The 19,177-nt window shown below is 75.9% G+C and carries 17 protein-coding genes; 14 read left to right on the forward strand and 3 right to left on the reverse strand.

Going from position 1 to position 19,177, the window contains the following annotated elements; genetic code table 11:
- Positions 1-1,883: DUF6493 family protein (locus tag ACFVX9_RS10365; protein WP_387981300.1), on the forward strand; the 1,883-nt coding region annotated here is incomplete at its 5' end.
- Positions 1,884-2,031: 148 nt separating this feature from the next.
- Here ACFVX9_RS10365 and ACFVX9_RS10370 read toward each other — a convergent pair.
- The 3 genes from ACFVX9_RS10370 to ACFVX9_RS10380 form a co-directional block, all read right to left on the reverse strand.
- A complete protein-coding gene (locus tag ACFVX9_RS10370) occupies positions 2,032-3,216 on the reverse strand; it encodes an MBL fold metallo-hydrolase (RefSeq protein WP_244293710.1) in 1,185 nt (394 codons plus the stop codon).
- A gap of 362 nt (positions 3,217-3,578) precedes the next feature.
- Positions 3,579-4,031 (reverse strand): MaoC family dehydratase, encoded by a 453-nt coding sequence (locus ACFVX9_RS10375; protein WP_063350035.1) that lies wholly within the window; start codon positions 4,029-4,031, stop codon positions 3,579-3,581.
- Between the two features lie 142 nt (positions 4,032-4,173).
- Positions 4,174-4,617, reverse strand: a complete 444-nt coding sequence (locus ACFVX9_RS10380) for a pyridoxamine 5'-phosphate oxidase family protein (RefSeq protein WP_063350036.1) — start codon at positions 4,615-4,617, stop codon at positions 4,174-4,176.
- Positions 4,618-4,819: 202 nt separating this feature from the next.
- On the opposite strand from ACFVX9_RS10380, the gene ACFVX9_RS10385 reads away from it, so the two are divergent.
- The 13 genes from ACFVX9_RS10385 (at position 4,820) to ACFVX9_RS10445 (ending at position 19,158) form a co-directional block, all read left to right on the forward strand.
- Positions 4,820-5,674: a hypothetical protein gene (locus tag ACFVX9_RS10385; protein WP_063350037.1), complete on the forward strand. Its 855-nt coding sequence runs from the start codon at positions 4,820-4,822 to the stop codon at positions 5,672-5,674.
- Between the two features lie 280 nt (positions 5,675-5,954).
- Complete coding sequence (locus ACFVX9_RS10390) at positions 5,955-6,434, forward strand: hypothetical protein (protein WP_159398547.1); 480 nt, start codon at positions 5,955-5,957, stop codon at positions 6,432-6,434.
- The gene (locus ACFVX9_RS10395; RefSeq protein WP_380341793.1) at positions 6,428-7,372 is read left to right on the forward strand and encodes a hypothetical protein; all 945 of its coding nucleotides are present in this window, start codon (positions 6,428-6,430) and stop codon (positions 7,370-7,372) included. Before ACFVX9_RS10390 ends, ACFVX9_RS10395 begins: the two co-directional genes overlap by 7 nt.
- Positions 7,373-7,600: 228 nt before the next feature.
- Positions 7,601-8,416, forward strand: coding sequence for an SAF domain-containing protein (locus ACFVX9_RS10400; protein ID WP_380373958.1), 816 nt, complete (start codon positions 7,601-7,603; stop codon positions 8,414-8,416).
- Positions 8,416-9,732, forward strand: coding sequence for a hypothetical protein (locus ACFVX9_RS10405; protein WP_387981302.1), 1,317 nt, complete (start codon positions 8,416-8,418; stop codon positions 9,730-9,732). Before ACFVX9_RS10400 ends, ACFVX9_RS10405 begins: the two co-directional genes overlap by 1 nt.
- A complete protein-coding gene (locus tag ACFVX9_RS10410) occupies positions 9,722-11,362 on the forward strand; it encodes a CpaF family protein (RefSeq protein ID WP_387981303.1) in 1,641 nt (546 codons plus the stop codon). Before ACFVX9_RS10405 ends, ACFVX9_RS10410 begins: the two co-directional genes overlap by 11 nt.
- On the forward strand, positions 11,359-12,321 hold the full coding sequence (locus ACFVX9_RS10415; RefSeq protein WP_380373950.1) for a type II secretion system F family protein: 963 nt from the start codon (positions 11,359-11,361) through the stop codon (positions 12,319-12,321). Before ACFVX9_RS10410 ends, ACFVX9_RS10415 begins: the two co-directional genes overlap by 4 nt.
- Positions 12,318-13,196 (forward strand): hypothetical protein, encoded by an 879-nt coding sequence (locus ACFVX9_RS10420; RefSeq protein ID WP_063350044.1) that lies wholly within the window; start codon positions 12,318-12,320, stop codon positions 13,194-13,196. Before ACFVX9_RS10415 ends, ACFVX9_RS10420 begins: the two co-directional genes overlap by 4 nt.
- Before the next feature lie 53 nt (positions 13,197-13,249).
- The gene (locus ACFVX9_RS10425; RefSeq protein ID WP_363367209.1) at positions 13,250-13,543 is read left to right on the forward strand and encodes a hypothetical protein; all 294 of its coding nucleotides are present in this window, start codon (positions 13,250-13,252) and stop codon (positions 13,541-13,543) included.
- Entirely contained in the window at positions 13,540-13,956 is a 417-nt protein-coding gene (locus tag ACFVX9_RS10430; protein WP_159398548.1) for a TadE/TadG family type IV pilus assembly protein, read from the forward strand. Before ACFVX9_RS10425 ends, ACFVX9_RS10430 begins: the two co-directional genes overlap by 4 nt.
- Entirely contained in the window at positions 13,953-14,495 is a 543-nt protein-coding gene (locus ACFVX9_RS10435; protein WP_380479374.1) for a TadE/TadG family type IV pilus assembly protein, read from the forward strand. The genes ACFVX9_RS10430 and ACFVX9_RS10435 overlap by 4 nt, the downstream gene beginning before the upstream one ends.
- 164 nt (positions 14,496-14,659) lie before the next feature.
- Entirely contained in the window at positions 14,660-15,106 is a 447-nt protein-coding gene (locus ACFVX9_RS10440; protein ID WP_063350047.1) for a hypothetical protein, read from the forward strand.
- The gene (locus ACFVX9_RS10445; protein WP_387981305.1) at positions 15,106-19,158 is read left to right on the forward strand and encodes a BTAD domain-containing putative transcriptional regulator; all 4,053 of its coding nucleotides are present in this window, start codon (positions 15,106-15,108) and stop codon (positions 19,156-19,158) included. Before ACFVX9_RS10440 ends, ACFVX9_RS10445 begins: the two co-directional genes overlap by 1 nt.
- Positions 19,159-19,177 lie beyond the last annotated feature (19 nt).

A 19,177-nucleotide genomic window follows, 5' to 3' on the forward strand; every position in this document is an offset into this window, starting at 1 on the left:
GGCTGTCGGTGGTCGCCGGGCACGCCCAGGAGGTGCTCGCCGGGCTGGACGAGGCCGGGCTGATCGAACCCGAGGTGCTGGTCGAGTCCTCCGCGGTGGTGCTGTTCCGGGCCGAGAAGAAGCTCGTCCGCGCCCAACTCGGCTGGCTGGAGCGGGCGGCCCGGCGCGAGCCCGGGCGGTCCGGGCCGGTGGTGCTCGCGGCCGCCGAGGCGTTCGGGCACCCGGACCAGGCCGTCCAGGAGCGGGCGCTGAACGTGGTGGCCCGGCACCTGCGCGCGGCCGGGGAGGCCGTCCTGCCCGAACTGCGGCTCGCCGCCGAGGTGTTGAACCCCGCCCACCACCAGCGCGCCGGCGAACTGTTCGGCGCACCGGTCGGTGGCGACGGCGACCCGGACACCGGGTGGAACGAGCTCCTCCCGCCCGCCCCCCAGCCCCTCCCGCTCGGCCCGCCGATCGCCTCGGCGGCCGAACTCGCGCAGGAGCTGTCCGCCCTGCTCGCCGCCGACGAGCCGGAGCCGACGGTCTTCGAGCGCGTGCTGGACGGCCTGGTCCGCCAGGCCCACCAGGACCGGGCGGCGCTCGCCGAGGCGCTGGAGCCGGTCCGGCGGGTCCACCCGTGGAGCGGCGTCGACCGCTGGCGCGACTGCTCGCCCCGGGACGTCCTCCACGTCGTGGCCGCGGTGGCCGGCGAGACGCCGCCGCACCGGTTCTGGGACTTCCTCGGCGGCAAGGGCCGGTCCCCGCTGCGCGGCCAGAACAACACCGCGCAGGGCACCGCCCTCGCCGCCCGGCTGGAGGAGGCCGCCTGGCAGGTGACCGCGAACCGGCCGCCCTACCTGCTGGCCATCCCGACCGACACCACCGGCGCGATCGACCCCGGCACGCTGGTCGAACGCCTCGCCGGGTACCAGGCGGCGGGCGTCACCCCCGGCCGGGCCGACCTGTGTGCGGCCCTGCTGCGGGTCGGCCCCCGCGCCGACGCCGGGGTGCTGCGCGCCGCCGAGGCGCTCACCTCGCCGTCCGGGCGGTGGGCCGCCCAGTGGCTGCGCACCGGCGGCCTGCCCGACCAGCCGTCCGAGCGGGTGCTGTTCGCCCCCGGCCGGGGCTCGAAGCACGGCCACCAGTACGCGGACCGCTGGTGGGAGGACGTCCGGCGGGTGGCCGTCGCCCAACCCGGCATCGGAGCCGGCCCGAAGGGCCCGGACGGCGAGCGGCTCGCCCCCGAGTTCCGGGCGCTGCTGGAGGGCACCGAGCCGAGCGTGGCCCGGGCCCGCAAGGTGGGCGACTGGACGTGGCGGCCCACGGCGCACTGGGCCGCGATGCTCCCCTGGCACCGGGAGGAACTGGCGGCCCGGTGGCTCGACCACTTCGCCGCCGGCGCCGACCGGGACGAGCGCGGCGCGGGCCGGCTGCTGCCCGCCCTCGCCGAGGCCGGCGGCCCGGCCGGGCTCGCCCTGCACCTGGCGCTGGCCTACGGCCTGGGCGCCCGGCACACCGAGGACCGGACGGCGGCCGTCGACGGCCTGCTGGTGCTCGCCGCCCGCGGCGAGCTGGACGGCGCGCAGCTCGGCCGCGAACTCGGCGCGCTGGTCGACTGCGGCACGGTGAAGCCCAACCGGCTCGCGGCGGCGCTCACCCTGGCCGCCGGGACGGGCGCCTACGGCACGGTCTGGTCGGTGCTCGGGCCCGCGCTGCCGGCCCTGCTGGGCGGCGAGGGCGCGCCCGCCCGGGGCCTCGGCGACCTGCTCGCCCTCGCGGCGGACTGCGCCCGGCGCACCGGCGCCCGGGGGCCGGTGGCCGAGGTGACGGCGGTGGCGGAGCAGGGCGGATCGAGCCGGCTGGTCAAGGAGGCCCGCGCACTGCGGGACGTCCTGGCGGGGTGACGCCGCGGTTGGTCCTGGGCCCAGGCGGTGGGCGGGACTTCCGTCCGCCGCTCCGTCCCGCAGGTGGCAGTGAACAGGTGGCTGCGGACAAGTGGGCGAACAGGTAACAGCAAACAGATAACAGCAGACAGATAACAGATAACAGATTTCAGCGAACAGATTTTGAAATCTGTTCGCTGAAATCCGTCGCCCGCTCCCGGACCGGCACCGCGCTGCGGTCCCGGACCAGCGGCTCGATGCCGCGAGGCGTGGCCGCGACCGCGCGCCACCACAGCCGCAGCGCGGGCGGGTCGACCGGTTCGAAGGGCTTGCCGGGCCGGGGCACCGCCAGCCGGGCGCCGAGCGCCTGGGCAGCCGCGACCACCCGTTCGGCGGGCTCCTCCCAGGGGTGCGTCGCCAGGTTGAAGGTGCACCAGTGGATCGGCAGCAGCAGATCGCCGCCGAGGTCCAGGTGGGCCCGGACGCCCTCCTCGGGCGTCATGTGCACCTCGGGCCAGAAGTCGCTGTACGCGCCGACCTGCATCAGCGTCGCGTCGAACGGCCCGAGCCGGCGGCCGATCTCGGCGAAGCCCGGGAAGTAGCCGGTGTCCCCGCTGTGGAAGATCCGGTGCCCGCCGCCGGCCACCACCCAGGACGCCCAGAGGAACAGCGCGCTGGTGCGCGGGCCGCGGCTGCAGTAGTGCCGGGCCGGGGTGGCGGTGAGGGTGAGCCCGGCGATCTCGGCCGACTCCCACCAGTCGAGTTCGGCGATCCGCCGGGTCGGTACTCCCCAGCGCTCCAGGTGCGCGCCGACGCCGAGCGGGACGGCGAACACCGCGTCCGTCCCGATCAGCGCGCGGATGGTGGCCATGTCGAGGTGGTCGTAGTGGTCGTGGGAGATCACCACCACGTCCACCGGCCCGAGTTCGGACAGCGGCAGCGGCATCGGGTGCAGCCGTTTGGGCCCCGTCCAGGCGAACGGCGAGCAGCGCTCGCCCCACACCGGGTCGATCAGGACCCGCCGCCCGCCGATCTCGGCGAGCACGGTGGCGTGGCCGAGCCAGGTGAGTCGCAGTCCGGAGTCCGGCGGCAGGGCGAGGTCGACCGGGAGCAGCCGGTGCACGGGTACGGCGGCGGTCGGTGCCCGGCGGGTCTTGTCCCCGGTCAGTTGGGCGCGGGTGATCTCCAGCGGGCTGCGCTCGTAGACCAGGCGGCGGGTGGGCAGCGGGTTGCGGAAGGCGCCGTCGGCGAACTGCGGGGAGCGGTGGATCCGGGCCAGCCGTTCGCCCCGGGGTTCGGCACCGAAGGCCTCGGCCCGGACCAGGTGCCAGGCCGCGCGGGGCAGTCGGGCCAGGCCCGACCCGGTGCGGTTCGCGGTCGGGCCGAGGGCCGGGCTGGTGGTCGGGCTGTTGGTCGGCGGGGTGATGAACTGCGAGGACAGACCGGCGAGGCGGGAGAACCAGGGGGCGGGGCGGGGCAAGGCTCCTCCAAGGACGGTCACGGCTACCGGGCATGCCGGGGCGGGTATCCGGGCGACTGGTGGGGCCGCTGCGATACGACAACCATCTCGTCGGAGACTACTCGTCATGGGCCGTCCGGACCTGGTGAGCGGCCCCGCGCGGGCCAATCGGCGTACCCCGCCCGGTCGCCGCGTACCTTGCCCCGGTCGCCGCGCCCACCGCCCGGCCGCGCGCCCAGGGCCACCGCCCGGCGCCGCTACGCGTAGAAGCGGGTGATCGTCTCCGCGACGCAGTGCGGCTTGGCGCTCTCCGCGCTGGTGATCGTGAACCGCACCACCGCCTGGACCCCGCCCGGCACCTCGGTGGCCGAGACCAGTTCGGCGGTGGCCCGGATCGCGGTGCCCACCGGCACCGGCGCCGGGAAGCGCACCTTCTCCGAGCCGTAGTTCAGCGCCATGCGCACGCCCTCGACGCCGTAGCACTCCTTCGCCAGCACCGGGATCATCGACTGGGTCAGGTAGCCGTGCGCGATGGTCGAGCCGAACTGGCTCTCCTTGGCCCGCTCCGGGTCCACGTGGATCCACTGGTGGTCGCCGGTCGCCTCGGCGAACAGGTCGATCTGCCGCTGCCCGATGGTGTGCCACTCGCTGGTGCCCAGTTCGGTGCCGACGGCGGCGGTCAGATCGGCGAGGGAGGCGAAGCTCGTCACGGTGCGCTCCTGGGGGAGGGGTCAGGACGCCGGAAGCGTATGCGTACCCGCCGGTATCTGTCAGCGGTGCGGAACCGGGAACACCGGAACCCGGGAACACAGGAACCCGGGAACCCGAGGGCGCGGCGGCCCTGTGGGTGTTTCAGGACCGCAGCGCCCCGCGCCCCAGCGCGTCCTGCCCGGTCGGGAACAGTCGCCGGCCGCTGACCAGTTCCGGCACCAGCGCGACGAACAGCGGCTCCGGGTCCCCCACCCACGGCCGCAGGCCGGACCGCAGCACCCGCCGCACCTGCTCGGGCTCGCGCACCACGTCCGCCCGGCCGTGGACCAGCACGCTCCAGCCGGTCCGGGTGACCGGGTCCAGCAGGTCCGCCTGGAAGGCCACCACGGTGCCGTCAAGCCCGCGCGCGGTGGCACTTCCCCGGCGCACGGCGAGCACCAACCGCCCGTCCAGGACCTCGAAGGAGACCGGTAGCACGGCCGGCAGCGCGTGCTCGGTGTACACCACGCGCCCGACGGGCACGGTGCTGAGCAGCCGCAGGCACTCGGCCTCGCTCAGGGTCTCCACACGGTCCTCACGCTCCATGCGTCCGATCGTCCTCCGGTCGGCGCGCGCGCCGATAGGGCCCATGGTCCCTGAGCGGACGGGCCGGGAGCCCCGTCGGCGGCCGCCCGGGGCGGTAGCCTGCCCGGCGGCGGTACGGTACGCGCCCCTGCGCACCACGGCAGCGGCGGGCGCGGCGGGCGGCCCCGGGTGCGCCGGGGCCGGCATGGGAGGGGGCGTGCGGATGGCGGGCGGGGTCGACCTGGTGGTGATCGGGGCGAACGGCGGGCCCGATCGGGGCTTCGGGGGCTCGGCGCTGGCGCCGGACGGCGCCCGGTTGCTCGCGCGGGTGCTGCCCGGGATGTGCTTCGACGTCGGTGCGGCCGGCTGCCGGGTCACCGAGGTGGCGCCGGACGCGGACGCCAACGCGATGCTCACCGCCGTCCGGGAGGCCGCCCAGCACCCGGGCCGGTGGCTGGTGGTCTGCCTGGTCGGCCAGTTGGCGGTCGATCCGCGCGGGCGGCGGCTCGCCCTGGTGACCGGCGGCAGCACCGCCGACAACGCCTACCGGCGCGGCCTGGCCTGGGACTGGGTGGTCAGCGCGATGGTGCACGGTGGCCACGAGGAGGCCCTGCTGCTGGTCGACGCGGTGGCCGACCGGGACACCTGGGCGGCGTTGGAGCGCGGCGGCGGCGAGGACGGCGCGGGCGAACTGCTGGCCTACCCGCGTGTCCCGCTGTGGGGCCGGGTCGGCCGGTACACCCCGGGCAGACGCGGCCGGGACGCCGTACTGCCGGGTGGTGAGGGCTCGTTCAGCCATGCCCTGACCACCGTGCTGCGGCAGGGTGTCCCGGGCGCCCCGGCGGCCGTCGCCCCGCTGGATCTCCAGCCGTCCGTCGCCGCGCTGCTCGACGGGGGCGAAGCACCGGGTGGTTCGGGTGCGCCGGGCGCGCGCCTGCTCGTTCCGCCGCAGGGCGGGCGCCTGTTGATGCGCAATCGGGCCGCGGTTCGGGGCGCATTGGCCGGATTGTCGCTTTCCGAAGAACTGTTGGCCGTTCTGTGGCGGGAAAGTGCCCCGACGGAACCGCCTTCCGCGTAAGGTCAGGTGGCCTGAGGTGTTGCCGTGATGGGGTGGGTTGGCGAAGAATCGATCCCCAGCGGAAACACCTGCGGGACGACGGAATTCTTCCGGCGGCCACGGATCACGAATCGGTCGGTCGCGACGAGGTGGGGCGATGCGGCAGCGCGGAAATGTGTTGCGCCCTGGGGCGGTTGGGGTCGGTGGGGTGGTTCTGGTGTTGCTCCTCGGGGCCTGTGCGAGCGGCGGTGCCGGTGGTTCCGTCGATCGGCTCGGAACGGCTGCGCCCAGTGTCGCGGGAGTGGATCCGGTACCTCCTTCGGGTGGTTCGGTAAACACCTCGATCGCGCCGACGGACGGGCCGGAAGGTGCCATGGGGCGGCTGGCCCTGAAGACGTATCAGGACTGGTGGCAGGCCCAGACCGAGGCATTCGGGCGGTCGGATTCGGACGGATTCGCTCTGGAGACGTACTCTTCCGGGCGGGCCCTTACCGACACCCTGGTCAGTCTCCGCCAACTTCGCGACGCCAAACTGGTGATGACCGGAACGCCGCGCAATTCGGCGGTGGTCAAGGCCATTGACCTGAAAGCCGATCCGCAGACCGCCGTGATCGAGGACTGCGTCGACGTGTCGGGATGGCACCGCGTCGACGCCGTCACCCAGGTGGCAAAGGATCCGGGCGACCGACTGAACCGCTACGTCGCGACCGCGTCCCTGCGCTGGTTCCAAGCACGTTGGCTGATCTACGACTTCAAGCGGGAGGTGGACCGGGCATGCTGAACACGCGTAAACCGGCCCGGCGATTCGCGATCCTCGCGCCGTTGTCCGCCGGGTTGCTGTTGGCCTCGGCGGTGTCGGCGGCGGCGGACGAACCGCCGGGCGGAGGTGCCGAACAGTGTTACCCGGACGTGATCTGCTCCGGGGTCAACACCGGTGGCACGAAACCGAAACCCGGACCGTCGCAGCCCGGCGGTGGCGGCGGGGGCGGTACGAGCGACGGGCCGCTGCTGTGCAGCTACCACGACCAGCAGTGGCCCTGCCACGACCCGGAGCGCGGCTGGTTCAACAGCGGCGTCGGATGCTACTTCCGCCCGCTGGACAACCCGCTCCCCGAGGGCGACCCGGCGTGGCAGGGCCACAAGCCGTCCGAGGGTGCGCTCTACTCGAAGGTCTGCCCGCAGACGGGCGGCGGCCAGGACGGCGCCGAGATCGTCTTCGAGGCCACCTCGCCGGCCGGGCCGCCGGCGCTGAACCTGGTGGACGTCGGCTTCGGCTTCGCCCACGAGATGCGCTTCCCGAAGCCGACGGCGGGCGTCGCGCCCAAGGGCACGGCGGTGGTGAAGGCGCCGGTCTGGCTCTGGCTGGACGGCGTGGCGGCGCCCGCGCCCAAGACGCTGTCCGTCCCGGGCGCCTCGGTCACCGTCACACCGGTGCTGAGGGGCGTGACCTGGGTCTTCGACAGCGGCGTCTCCGTGACCTGCGACAAGGCCGGGACACCGTACGACCCCAAGTACGGCGCCGCCAAGTCCCCTGACTGCGGCTACGAGTTCGCCGTGGGCTCGGGCACCAGGAAGAGCGGCGTCTTCGACGGCACGGTGACGGCGAACTGGGTGGGCGAGGTCGTGGTCACGGGGCCGAACGCGAAGACCTTCGACGTCAAGATGCCGCAGTCCTCGAACTTCACGCTCAAGGTCGCCGAGGTGCAGGTCCTCAACTGACCCGGCGGCGGCGGACGTCCGATGCCCCGCGGCCCGGCCGCGGGGCGCCGGCGGCCGGCCCCACGCGACCACGGCACCGAAGCCCGGGCACCGGCGGCCCGAGCGGTGACGACCCGAGCACCGAGAACCCAGTACCGACGATCCGGAACGAGCACGAGGGAAGGGCGGAACCCGGTGGAGAACCGTACGTTCGCGACGCCGGGATCCGGCACACCCGCAGGGGCCGCGGTGTCCGTGGCGGTCCCGGACCAGGGGCAGGGGCCGGGCGAGGCCCCGGGCAGCGGTGCGGGCAAGGGCAAGGGGCGCGCCGCCCCGCACGTCCCCGGCCGGACGCTGCGGGCCCGGCGGCGGCGCCCGGCGGTGCTGGCGATGGCCGTCGCGCTGATCGCCGCCGGCGGCCTGGGCGGCGCGGTGCTCTACAACAGCACCGGCCAGCGGGTCGCCGTGCTGGCGCTGGCCCGGGACATCCCGTGGGGGCAGGTGATCACCGACGACGACCTGGTGGTGGCCCGGATCGCCGGCGATCCGGCGCTGCGGCCGCTGTCCGCCACCGAACGGGACAAGGCGGTCGGCATGCGGGCCGCCACCGACCTCAAGCGCGGCGCGATGCTCACCAGGGGCGACGTCGCGCAGACCCTGGCGGTGCAGCCCGGCCAGATCGTGGTCGGCGTCTCGGCCAAGCACAGCCAACTGCCCGCCACCCGGCTCCAGCCGGGGCTGCAGATCGTCGTGGTCTACACCCCGGACAACACCAAGGCCGACTCGATGCCCGCGACGGTCATCACGGTCGGCCGGGTGGACACCGACGGCAGCCAGGTGATCGACGTGGCCGTCGGCGCGGCGGACGGCCCCCGGCTGGCGCAGTGGGTGGCCGGCGGCCGGATCCAGGTCCTGCTGGCCCCGCGCGCCGCCGCGGCGGGCGGCGCGACCGGGACCGCCGGTGCGGGCACCGGCGGCAGCGCCGCGCCGACGGCCCCGGCGACCGGAACCGCCTCCGGCGCTGCCACGGCCCCCGTGCCCCCGACCGGGGCGGGTGGCGCCTGATGGCGGTGATCGCGGTGGCCGGCGGCCCGGGCGCGCCCGGCGCGACCACGGCTGCCCTGGCCCTGCTGCTGGCCTGGCCGCTGGAACCCGGACGGCGGGTCCTGCTGGTGGAGGCCGACCCGGACGGCGGCGCGGTGCTCGCGGGCGCCCTGGAGGGCCGGGTCGACGCGGTGTACGGGCTGCGCAATCTGGCCGTCGCCGACCGGCGCGGACTGCTCGCCGCGACCATCTGGGAGCAGCTGATCGACCTCTCGCCCGAGGGCACCGCCGAGCGGCTGCTGCTGCCCGGGCTGACCGACCCCACCCAGGCCCCGGGCCTCGCCTACACCTGGGAGCCGCTCGTCGACCTGCTGCACGGCCTCGAACCGCAGGGCTACGACGTCATCGTGGACCTCGGCCGCTCCGGCGCCACCGGCGTGAGCGCCGTGCTGGCCCGCCGGGCGGACGTGGTCGCGGTGACCGTCCGCACCACGCTGCGCGGCCTGAGCTCGGCTAGGCCCCGGCTGTCCGCGCTCGCCGAGGACCTCGCCACGGCCGGCACCGGGGTGGACGCGCTCGGACTGCTGCTGGTCGCCGAGGGGCCGTACTCGGGGCCGGAGGTGTCGCGCGAGTTCGGCCTGCCGGTGCTGGGGCTGCTGCCGCACGCCACCCGCACCGCCCGGGTGCTCTCCGACGGCGGTGACATCACCGACCGGCGGTTCATCCGCTCGGAGCTGATGCGGACGGCGCGTTCGGCGGCGGACGAGGTGCAGTTGTTGGTCCGCCGCCGTCGCCAGCGGCTCGCGCCGACCGCCGCGCCCGTCCCAGCCCAGCTCACCGCCGCGGCCCGGACCGAGCCCCAGCCCCAGCCCCCGACCGCGGTGCACGTCCAGCCCCCGGTGCCGACCCCGCAGGCGGCCGCGCCGACGGCGTACCGGCCGGTGGAGGGGGAGCAGCCCTCGTACTCCCCGCCGCAGCCGGTCGGGCCGGTGATCACCACCGGCCCGGTGGCGCCGCTGGCCGGGCTGGCCCCCCAACCGGCCGCTCCGGCCCCGTTCCCGGGGCATGTTCAGCAGCCGCAGTCGCCGTACGGGCCGCAGGGCGGCTACGTCGCGTACGACCAGCAGGGCGGGTTCGGCCCGTACGACCAGCAGGCCGGGTTCGGCCCGTACGACCAGCAGGGCGGGGCCCCGTACGACCAGCAGGGCGCGTACGTCCGCCCGGAGCCCGAGGACGACGGCCGCTACCCGCTCCAGCAGCCCGCCGTGACACCCGATCAGACACACCCGAACGGTCCGCAGCCGTACAACCCCGGGGAGGTGCTCCGTGCGCGGTAGCCCCCTGCACCAGCACCCCGCGGCCGACCCGGCCGCGCTGCCCTGGGCCACCCCGGCCCAGGCCCAGGCCCCGACACAGGCCCAGACGCAGACACCGGCGGCCGCCCCGCCCCAGGCCTACCGGCCGGGCCCCGTCGCCCCGCAGCCCGCGCCGCCGCCGTACGTCCAGCCGGGCGGCGCGGCCACGCCCACCGCCGTGCCCTCCCAGCTGCCCTCGCTCGACCTGCGCGGTGCCGCCACCCGGCCGGCCGTCGACCCGCAGGTGGCCCGCGAGTTGAAGCGCCAGGTCGCGGCCGAACTGCACCAGCAGATCACCCGGTTGACCGCCACCTCGGGCGCCGAACCGGACCGCGCCACCCGCCGCCAGCGCGGCCGCGCGCTGATCGAGGAGGCGGTCGCCCGCTGGTCCGACGCCTACGCGCAGACCCACGGCATCCCGCCCACCCGGGAGCAGGACCGCGCGCTCGCCGAGGCCGTCTTCGACCTGCTGTTCCGGGCCGGGCGGCTCCAGCCCTACCTGGACGACCCGGAGATCGAGAACATCCTGATCAACGGCTGCGACGACGTCTGGGTCTCCCGGGTGCACCAACCCCTGCGCCAGGTACCGCCGGTGGCCGAGAGCGACGCCGAACTCGTCGAACTGCTCCAGGACCTGGCCCGCCAGCACGGCGGCGGCGAGCGCAGCCTGTCCACCGCCAGCCCGACCCTCGCGCTGCGCCTGGAGGGCGGCATGCGCCTCCAGGCGCTCACCGAGGTGACGCCCCGCCCGTACGTGGCGATCCGGCGCCACCGGGTGGCCTCGGCGACGCTGCCCGAGATGGTCGAACTCGGCACCCTGGACAGCACCTTGGCCGCGTTCCTGGCCGCCGCGATCCGGGCCCGGAAGAACGTGATGATCACCGGCACCCAGGGCGTCGGCAAAACCAGCCTGCTGCGCGCGATGGCCGCCGAGATCCCGCCGGACGAGCGGATCGGCACCCTGGAGTCGGAGTTCGAGCTGTGGCTGCACACCCTCGGCCACCTGCGCCAGGTCGTCCCGATGGAGGCCCGCGAGGGCAACGGCGAACGCGTCGAGGGCCGCCTGGCAGGCGAGTTGACGATCGGCGACCTCATCCCGGCGGCGCTGCGGATGACGCTGTCCCGGATCATCGTCGGCGAGGTCCGATCCGGCGAGGTCGTCCCGATGCTGCGGGTCATGACCAACGGCGAGGGCGGCTCGATGTGCACCCTGCACGCCCGCGGCCCGCACATGGTCGTCGACCGCATCGCCGAACTCTGCCTGGAGTACGGCTCGCACATGACCGACTCGCTCGCCTACCGGCTCACCGCCAACGCCCTGGACCTCATCGTGCACGTCGCCATGGTCGACGAGACCGCCGTCGGCGGCCGCCGGCACCGCTTCGTCTCCCACGTCCTGGAGGTCGCCGGCCTCGGCGAGAGCGGTCGGCCCGCGCTGAACACCGTGTTCGGCCCCCGGGTGGACCTCGGCGAGCCGCGGGCCGTCCCGCACACCCCGCCGCAGTGCCTGGACGACCTGCGCCGGGCCGGCTTCGACGCCGCCCTGCTCGGCTCCCGCTACGGCGGCTGGGCCACCCCGCTGCAACTGCGGATCGGCGGTGGCGCGCGATGATGCTGCTGTTCGCCCTGTGCGGGCTGGCCGTCGCGGGCGGCCTGGTCGCCCTGGTGGCCTGGGCCCGCGGCAGTGACCCGGCGGACGAGGACGAGACCCCGGAGCGGAGCAACCCGCTGGCCGGCCGCGCCCACGTCTTCTGGTACGGCGCCCCCGGCGCCGCCTCGGCCAGGGTCGCCCGGCTGCGCCGGATCCAGCTGCCGCTCGCGCTCGCCGGCGCCCCGCTCTCCTGGCTGTTCACCGGCATCCCGCTGGCCGCCCTGCTGGTGCCGTTGGCCGTGTTCGGCCTGCCCTGGCTGTTCGACACCACCCGCCCGGACACCCGCCGGATCGAACGCCTGGAGGCGCTGTCCGAGTGGACCCAGCGCATCGCCGACGTGCTGCTGCTCGGCGTCGGCCTCAACCAGGCCATCGTCACCAGCCGCCGCACCGCCCCCGCCGCCCTGGAGGAGGAGATCGGCGAACTGGCCGCCCGGCTCCAGGCCCGCTGGCGGCCCGAGGAGGCGCTCCAGGCCTTCGCCGACAGCGTCGCCGACGCCACCGCCGACAAGGTGCTCGCCGCGCTCGTGCTGCGCTCCGGTGACAGCGGCCCCGGCCTGGCCCGGGCACTGGCCGACATGGCCGACTCGGTGCGCGAGGAGGTCCGCCAGCGCCGCGCCATCGAGGCCGACCGGGCCAAGCACCGCACCACCATCCGCTGGCTGGTCGGCATCATCGTGCTGGTCGTCACGGTCGGCTCCTTCAACACCGAGTACACCCGGCCGTACGGCACGCTGCTCGGCCAGATCGTGCTCGCGGTCGTCGCCGCCCTGTTCGTCGCGATCATCGCCTGGATGCGCGCCCTCGCCTCGCACCCGCCGGTGCCCCGGCTGCTGGCGCCCGACCGGCGCGGCAAGGCCGGGCGCCGCGCCCCGGCGCGCGAGGACGAGGCGCTCCAACAGCTCGGGGAGGTCCGGTGATCTCCCCCTGGTCCGTGCTGGCCGGGGCCGTCGCCGCCGGCGGCGTCGCCCTGCTGATCGCCGAACTGCGGCCCGCGCCGCCCGACCTGCGCCAGGCCCTGGACCGGCTGCACCGCACCCCCGCCGAACGGGCCGCGGACCCGGACGAGCGGCCGCGCTGGTACGACCGGATCGGCGAGCGCTCGATCGGCCTGCGCGGAGTGTCCCTGCCGCACCGCGAACTCGCCCTGATCGGCCGCGCCCCGGCCCGGTTCATGGTGCACAAGCTGCTGTTCGCCGCGATCGGCCTGCTGCTGCCCGCCTACCTGGGCGCGATGGCCGTGCTGATGGACATCGGCCTGCCCTTCGCCCTGCCGCTGCTGGCCGGGCCGCTGCTGGCCGGCCTGCTCTGGTTCGTCCCCGACGGCATCGTGCGCGGCGAGGCCAAGGAGGCGCGCAGCGAGTACCTGCACGGCATCGCCGCCTACCTCGAACTCGTCGCCCTGGAACGGGCCGCCGACTGCGGGCCCGCCGAGGCGCTGCGCCGCGCCGCCGCGGTCGGGCGCGGCACCGTGTTCCGGCGCATCCGCGACGCCCTCGACCGCGCCGCCACCGACCGGCTCCCGCCCTGGGCCGGACTCGACGCGCTGGCCGAGGAGTTGGGGCTCAGCCCGCTGCAGGACGTGGCGGACATCATGCGGCTGTCCGGCACCGACGGCGCCGCCGTGTACGACACCCTGCGGGCGCGCGCCAAGGGCCTGCGCGGCGAGCTGCTCGCCGAGGACCTCGCCCGCGCCAACGCCGACAGCGAGCGGATGGTCGCACCCGGAGCCGCCCTCACCCTGCTGATGACCGTCCTGATCGTCTTCCCCGCACTCCACCAGATGCTCAACTGACCCTCCTCACAGGGCATCTGGCACCACACCGCACTCCACCCCGGGAGACCCGAATGACCGTCCGACTCGTCCACCTGGCAGGCCGGCTGATCCGGCCCGTCCTGCTGCCCGTGCAGTTCGCCCTGCTGCTGTTCACCCTGCGGCTCGGCCGGCTGCGGGCCGCCCGCGCGCGCGGCGACCGCGGCGCGATCAGCATCGAACTCGCCCTCGCCATCATCGCGTTGGTCTTCGTCGCGGGCGCCGTCGCGACCGCGTTGTACCTGCTGAAGGACAAGGTCGTGCAGAAGGTGCAGCAGGACCCGAACATGCCGGGTGCGGGCGCGGCCGCGGGAGGCGCCACCAAGTGACGTACCGACCTCGCCGCCGCGGCGACCGGGGGTCGATGAGCGTGAGCCTCGCCATCGTCTTCCCGGTCGTCCTGGTGCTCCTGATGCTCGTCGTCCAGGCCGCGCTGCTGTGGTACGACCGCCAGCTCGCGCTCACCGCCGCCCGCGAGGGCGTGGACGCCGGCCGGATCCAGGGCAACGCGACGGACGAGGTGAAGAACGAGGCGGCGCGCCGACAGGCCAGGGACTTCCTCGACCGGCAGGGCGTGCACTCGTACACGGTGACGACCGACGGCAGCACGCCCGAAGTGGTCCGGGTCACCGTGGCGGTGCGCCCGCCGCTGCTGATACCCGGGCTGTCGGCGCCCGCCCTCACGCAGTTCGCCGAGGCGCCGCGCGAGCACTTCGTCCCGCCGGTGGCGGTGGCGCCGTGAGACGGCGGACCAGGGCCGACTGGTGGCCGGCGCCGCGCGCCGAGCGTGGTTCCGGGGGCCGTTGCGCGCCCCGGGCCGAGCGCCGTTCCGCGCGCCGGCCCCGGTGGTGGCCGGTCCGGCGGAGCGACGGCGGCGCCGTCGCCATCGAGGCGGCGATCGTCGTGCCGCCGGTGGTCGGGCTGGTCCTGGTGGCCATCGCCGCCGGGCGGGTGCAGACCACGGCCGGTACGGTCGAGGCCGCCGCCCGGGCCGGCGCCCGCACCGCCTCGCTGCAGCGCAGCGTCGACGGGATGACGCAGCCGGGCCGGGACTCGGCCCTCGCGACGCTGCGCCAGCAGGGCGTCTCCTGCCGCAACGGGGACGTCCAGGTCGTGCCCGGCCGACTGGACCTGCCCGGCGGCGCCGTCACGACCGTCAAGGTCACCGTGGTGTGCGACGTCGAACTGGCTGACCTGCTCGGCGGACCGTCCGGCGTACCCGTGACGAAGCACCTCGTCGGCGAGTTCACCTCCGTGGTGGACCGCTACCGGGGCACATGACGGCCCGGGGCGGCACCCGGCGGGACACGGGCCACGACGGGGGATTGGGGACGGCCCGCGCGGGGGAGACGCAAGCGGAGAGCGCACGGGGGATGACGCGACGGGACCGGCCGGCGCCCGGTGGGGGCCGGTGGGGCGGACGAGGTGCGGGAGGGGCAGGGGGGATGGGAGTGCCTGTCAGGGCGCGGCGCCGACGCCGCTCCGACCGGGGCGCGGTCGCCCTCTTCGTGGCGATCTGCGCGGCCTACGTCGTGCTCGTCATCGCCCTGGTGATCGACGCCGGCGGCCGGTTGCGGGTCGCCGAACGCACCGACGCCTACGCCCAGGAGGCCGCGCGGGTCGGCGGACAGCAGCTCGACCAGGCCGCCGTCCTCCAGGGGAAGGGCTTCAAAATCCAGCAGGACTACGTCCGGCAGGCCGCCGACGCCTACCTGGCCCTGTACGGCCTCCAGGCGGGCGAGGTCGAGTTCTCCGGCGACGGCAAGGTCGTCACCGTCACCGTGCGGGCCGACTACCGGCCCGTCCTGCTGGGCGCGCTCGGGGAGCGGAAGGTAACGGGCAAGGGCAGTGCGACCCTCGTCCACGGAGTCGAGAAAGCGGAGACCGACTGATGGCCGCGCCACGTGCCAAGGACCAGGCCCGAACCGCCCCGGGCCGGGCTCGAACCGCCAAGGGACGGAGCCCGGGTGCCGAGGACCAGGCCCGGAGCGCCAACGGCCGGGCCCACACCGGACACCGGGCCGCCGGCCGCCCCGCCGCCCCGGCGCCCCGCCCACCGCGCGGGCGCGGCCGCGGCGCAGCCCTGATCACCGCGCTCGCCGCGCTGGTCACCCTGCTCGCCCTGCTGCTCGGCGTCCCCGCGCTGCTGCTCTACGGCACCCGTGCGGTCGCCGCGATGGGCGAGGTCGCGCCGGACGGCGTCGGCCAGGCGCTCACCGGCCCGGACGACGGACGGCTGTTCCTCTGGCTGCTGGTCGTGGTCGGCTGGCTCGCCTGGGGCTGCTTCGCGTTCTCCGTCCTGCTGGAGATCCCCGCGCAGCTGCGCGGCCGGATCGCCCGCCGCATCCCCGCCTTCGGCTGGAGCCAGCGGATGGCGGCCGGTCTGGTCGGCTCGGTGTTCGCGCTGATGCCGGTCGCCGGCTCGGCCTTCGCCGCCACCCCGGCCCACACCGCCACCGCCCCGGCGCAGTTGGCGGCCGGCGTGCAGCGCGCCGCCCTGCCCGCCGCCCAGGCCGCGCCCGCCCTGGCGCCCGCCGCCGAGCAGAACCCCACGTACACCGTGCGGGACAGCCGGCCCGCCGACAGCCTGTGGTCCATCGCCGAACGCCAACTGGGCTCCGGTGAACGGTGGGTGGAGATCGCCAAGCTCAACGACGGCCGGGTGATGGATGATTCAGGTATCCGCTTCGACGCCGACCGGCCGATCCAGCCGGGGTGGGCGCTGCTGATGCCGGGGGACGCGAAGGCGGACGGGTCGGCGCCTGCGCCTGCTCCGACGCCTGCTCCTCCGTCCGAGCCCGCGCCCGCCCCTGCTTCCGGTGCCGGGTCGGCCCAGGTGCCGCAGGCCGGGACGGAGCCGGGTGCGGGCGGGCACGCGACGGTGACCGTCCAGGGCGGGGACAGCCTGTCCGTCATCGCCCAGAGGGAGTTGGGGGACGCCGAGGCGTGGCCGAAGCTCTTCGAGGCGAACAAGGGCGCCCAGGCGCCGGACGGAGAACGGCTGACCGATCCGGACGTGCTGGTGCCCGGGATGGTGCTCACGGTGCCGGGGGCGGCCGCTCCCGCGCCTGCTCCTTCGCCTGCTCCTCCGTCCGAGCCCGCGCCCGCTCCGGCGCCGCAGCCGGCGCCGTCGACCGGCCAGCCGCCGGCCGACCAGGCGCCCGCCACTCCCGCCCCCGCGCCGACCCCGGCCGCGTCCCAGCCCGTCACCCCGGCGCCCACCCATGCGCCCGCCCCCGCCGCGCACGCCGAACCGGCCGCCGGTGACGACTACTCCATCGCCCTCACCGCCTCCACCGTCGGTGTCCTGCTCGCCGCCGTCATGGTCGGCACCGTCGCCCACAAGCGCGGCACCCAACTGCGCGCCCGCCGCCCCCGGCACCGCATCACCATGCCCGACGCCGAGGCCGCCGCCTTCGAGAACGAGCTCAGGGCCCGTCAGGACGACGCCGGCCTCGACCTGCTCGACCGCGCCCTGCGCACCATGGCCCGCAACACCGTGCGCGGCGGCAAGCGCCTGCCCGCCATCGTCGCCGCCCGGATCACCCCCGGCCACACCATCGAACTGCACCTCTCCGGCCCGGCCACCCCGATCGCGCCGTTCCGCGCCGCGCACGCCGCCAACGTCTGGTGGTGCAGCCTCGACTCCGGCGACCTGCTCAGCGCCGCCCAGGCCCGCAAGACCGCCGCGCCCTACCCCGCCCTGGTCACCCTCGGCACCTCGCCCGACGGCTCGGTCGTCCTCGCCGACCTGGAGGCCGTCCGGCTGCTCCACCTCTCCGGCCACCCCGACGACGCCCGCGACATCCTGCGCACCCTCGCCGTCGAACTCGCGCACAGCCCGCTCGCCGACCGGCTCCACCTGCACCTGGTCGACCTCGCCGAGGAGGTGCCGATCAGCGGCCCGGCCGCCGAACGCATCCACCGCCACCCCACCCTGGAGGCCGCGCTCGCCGCCCTCGGCCCGCGCACCGCCAAGGCCCGCGCCACGCTGGTCGCCGCCGAGGCCGCCAGCCCGCGCGACGCCCGCAGCCGGGGCCAGGCCGACGAGTCCTGGACCCCCGAGATCGTGCTCTGCGCCCAGCAGCCCGGCGGCGAGGTCCCCGCCGAACTCGGCCGCCTGCTCGACGCCCGGCCGCGCACCTGCGTCGCCGTCATCACCCGCGCCCCCGAACGCGGCACCGGCCCCGTCGCCCGCTGGACCCTCCCGGCCACCGGCCAGGCGGCCATCCCCGGCCTGCACCTCACCGTCGAACTCCAGCGGCTCAGCGACCAGCAGTACGACCAGGTCACCGAACTGCTCCGCGCCGCCGACGACCTCACCCAGCACCCGGCCCCCGCCTGGACCCTGGACGGTCCCGGCCTCGACCCCGACGCGGACGACGACGACACCGACACGGCCGAACTGCCCGCCGCCGTACCCGTGCTGGCCGCCGTCGGCGCCGCCGCGACCGGCGCGCAGGGCGGTACGGACACGGCCGCCGGGCCCCGGCTGCTCGCCCGGGTCATCGGCACCGGCGCCAGCCCGTTCGCGGGCACCGACCCGGCGACGCCGGTACCGGCCCCTCCGGCCGGGCCGGGGCGGTACGCGGTCAACGGGCAGGGGCGGCAGGCCGCTTCCGCCGAGACCGGGACCGAGACCGGGAGCGGAGTCGGTACCGAGACCGGGAGCGGGATCGGGACCGAGACCGGGAGCGGGATCGGGACCGACGAAGAGCTCGTGGTCGGGCAGCTCGTTGACGAGGCCACGGACGAGGCCACCCGGGACCTGCGCCGCCCGGACGCGGTGGCGGGGGACGCGGCGGAGGCACCGCAGCAAGCCCCCGCGGCCGTCCTCGCCGTCCAGCCCGTGCCGTCCGTTCCCGCCGTTGAGTCCGTCCAGCCGGTCGTGCCGCAGTCGCCCGTCGAGCCGGCCCCGGTCCACCAGCCCGCGCCCGCGTCCTCCGGCGTCGACCCGCGCGTCCCGTCCCGGCCGGAGCCCTCGCCCGATCTCCTGCCCGGCACCGAAGCCGAGGCCCCGGCCGAAGCCGATTCCCACGCTGATTCCCACACCGAGCCCGGAGTCGAACCCGGAGCCGAGCCCGGCCCCGCCGCCGTCGCCCCGGTCGCCCAGACCACCCCCGGGCGCAGCGACAGCGACGACCTGCTCGCCATCCTGCGCTCCCCGGAGGCGCACGCCGCCCGCAACGCCCCCCGGATCCGCCTGCTCGGCCCGGTCGACGTCGCTGGAGCCCTCGGTACCGCCGAACCCGGCGCGCTGTCCCGGCTCACCGAACTCGCCGTCTACCTCGCGCTGCGGCCCGGCGCCGACCACCACGCCCTCGACCACGACCTCCACCCCGGCGCCGCCCACCTCGACCCGCACCCCACCGCGGCCGACGCCAAGAGCCCGCTCCCCGGCAAACTCGCCGACCTGGCCGCCTGGTTCGGCACCTCGCCCGAGGGCCGCGCCTTCCTGCCCACCGACACCACCGACGGCTACTCCTTCACCCCGGTCGTCACCTGCGACTGGGACGAGTTCCGCAGCCTCTACCGGCGCGGCATGCGCAGCACCAGCGCCACCGCCGACGCCGCCCTCGCCCACGCCCTGGCCCTGGTACGCGGCGCCCCGTTCGCCGAGGCCCCGCCCGCCTCCTACGGCTGGGCCGAGGCCGAACGCCAGGACATGATCGCGGCGATCGTCGACACCGCCCACGAACTGGCCGCCCGCCGCCTGCAGTACGGCGACCACCGCAGCGCCGAGGCCGCCGTCTTCCGCGGCCTCGCCGTCGCCCCGGACGTCGAACTCCTGCACCGGGACCTCTTCTACGCCTACGCCTCGGCCGGCGCCCGCGACCAACTCCTGCGCGCCGTCAACCGTCTCGACGCGCTCAGCCGCCGCACCGGCCGTGACCTGGACGCCGACACCGTCGCCCTGCTCCGCGACCTGCTGGCCGGTTCCTGACGTCCCCTGCACGCCGCTG

Origin of the sequence: Kitasatospora sp. NPDC058243, from assembly GCF_042882025.1 — a bacterium.
Classification (GTDB): Bacteria; Actinomycetota; Actinomycetes; order Streptomycetales; family Streptomycetaceae; genus Kitasatospora.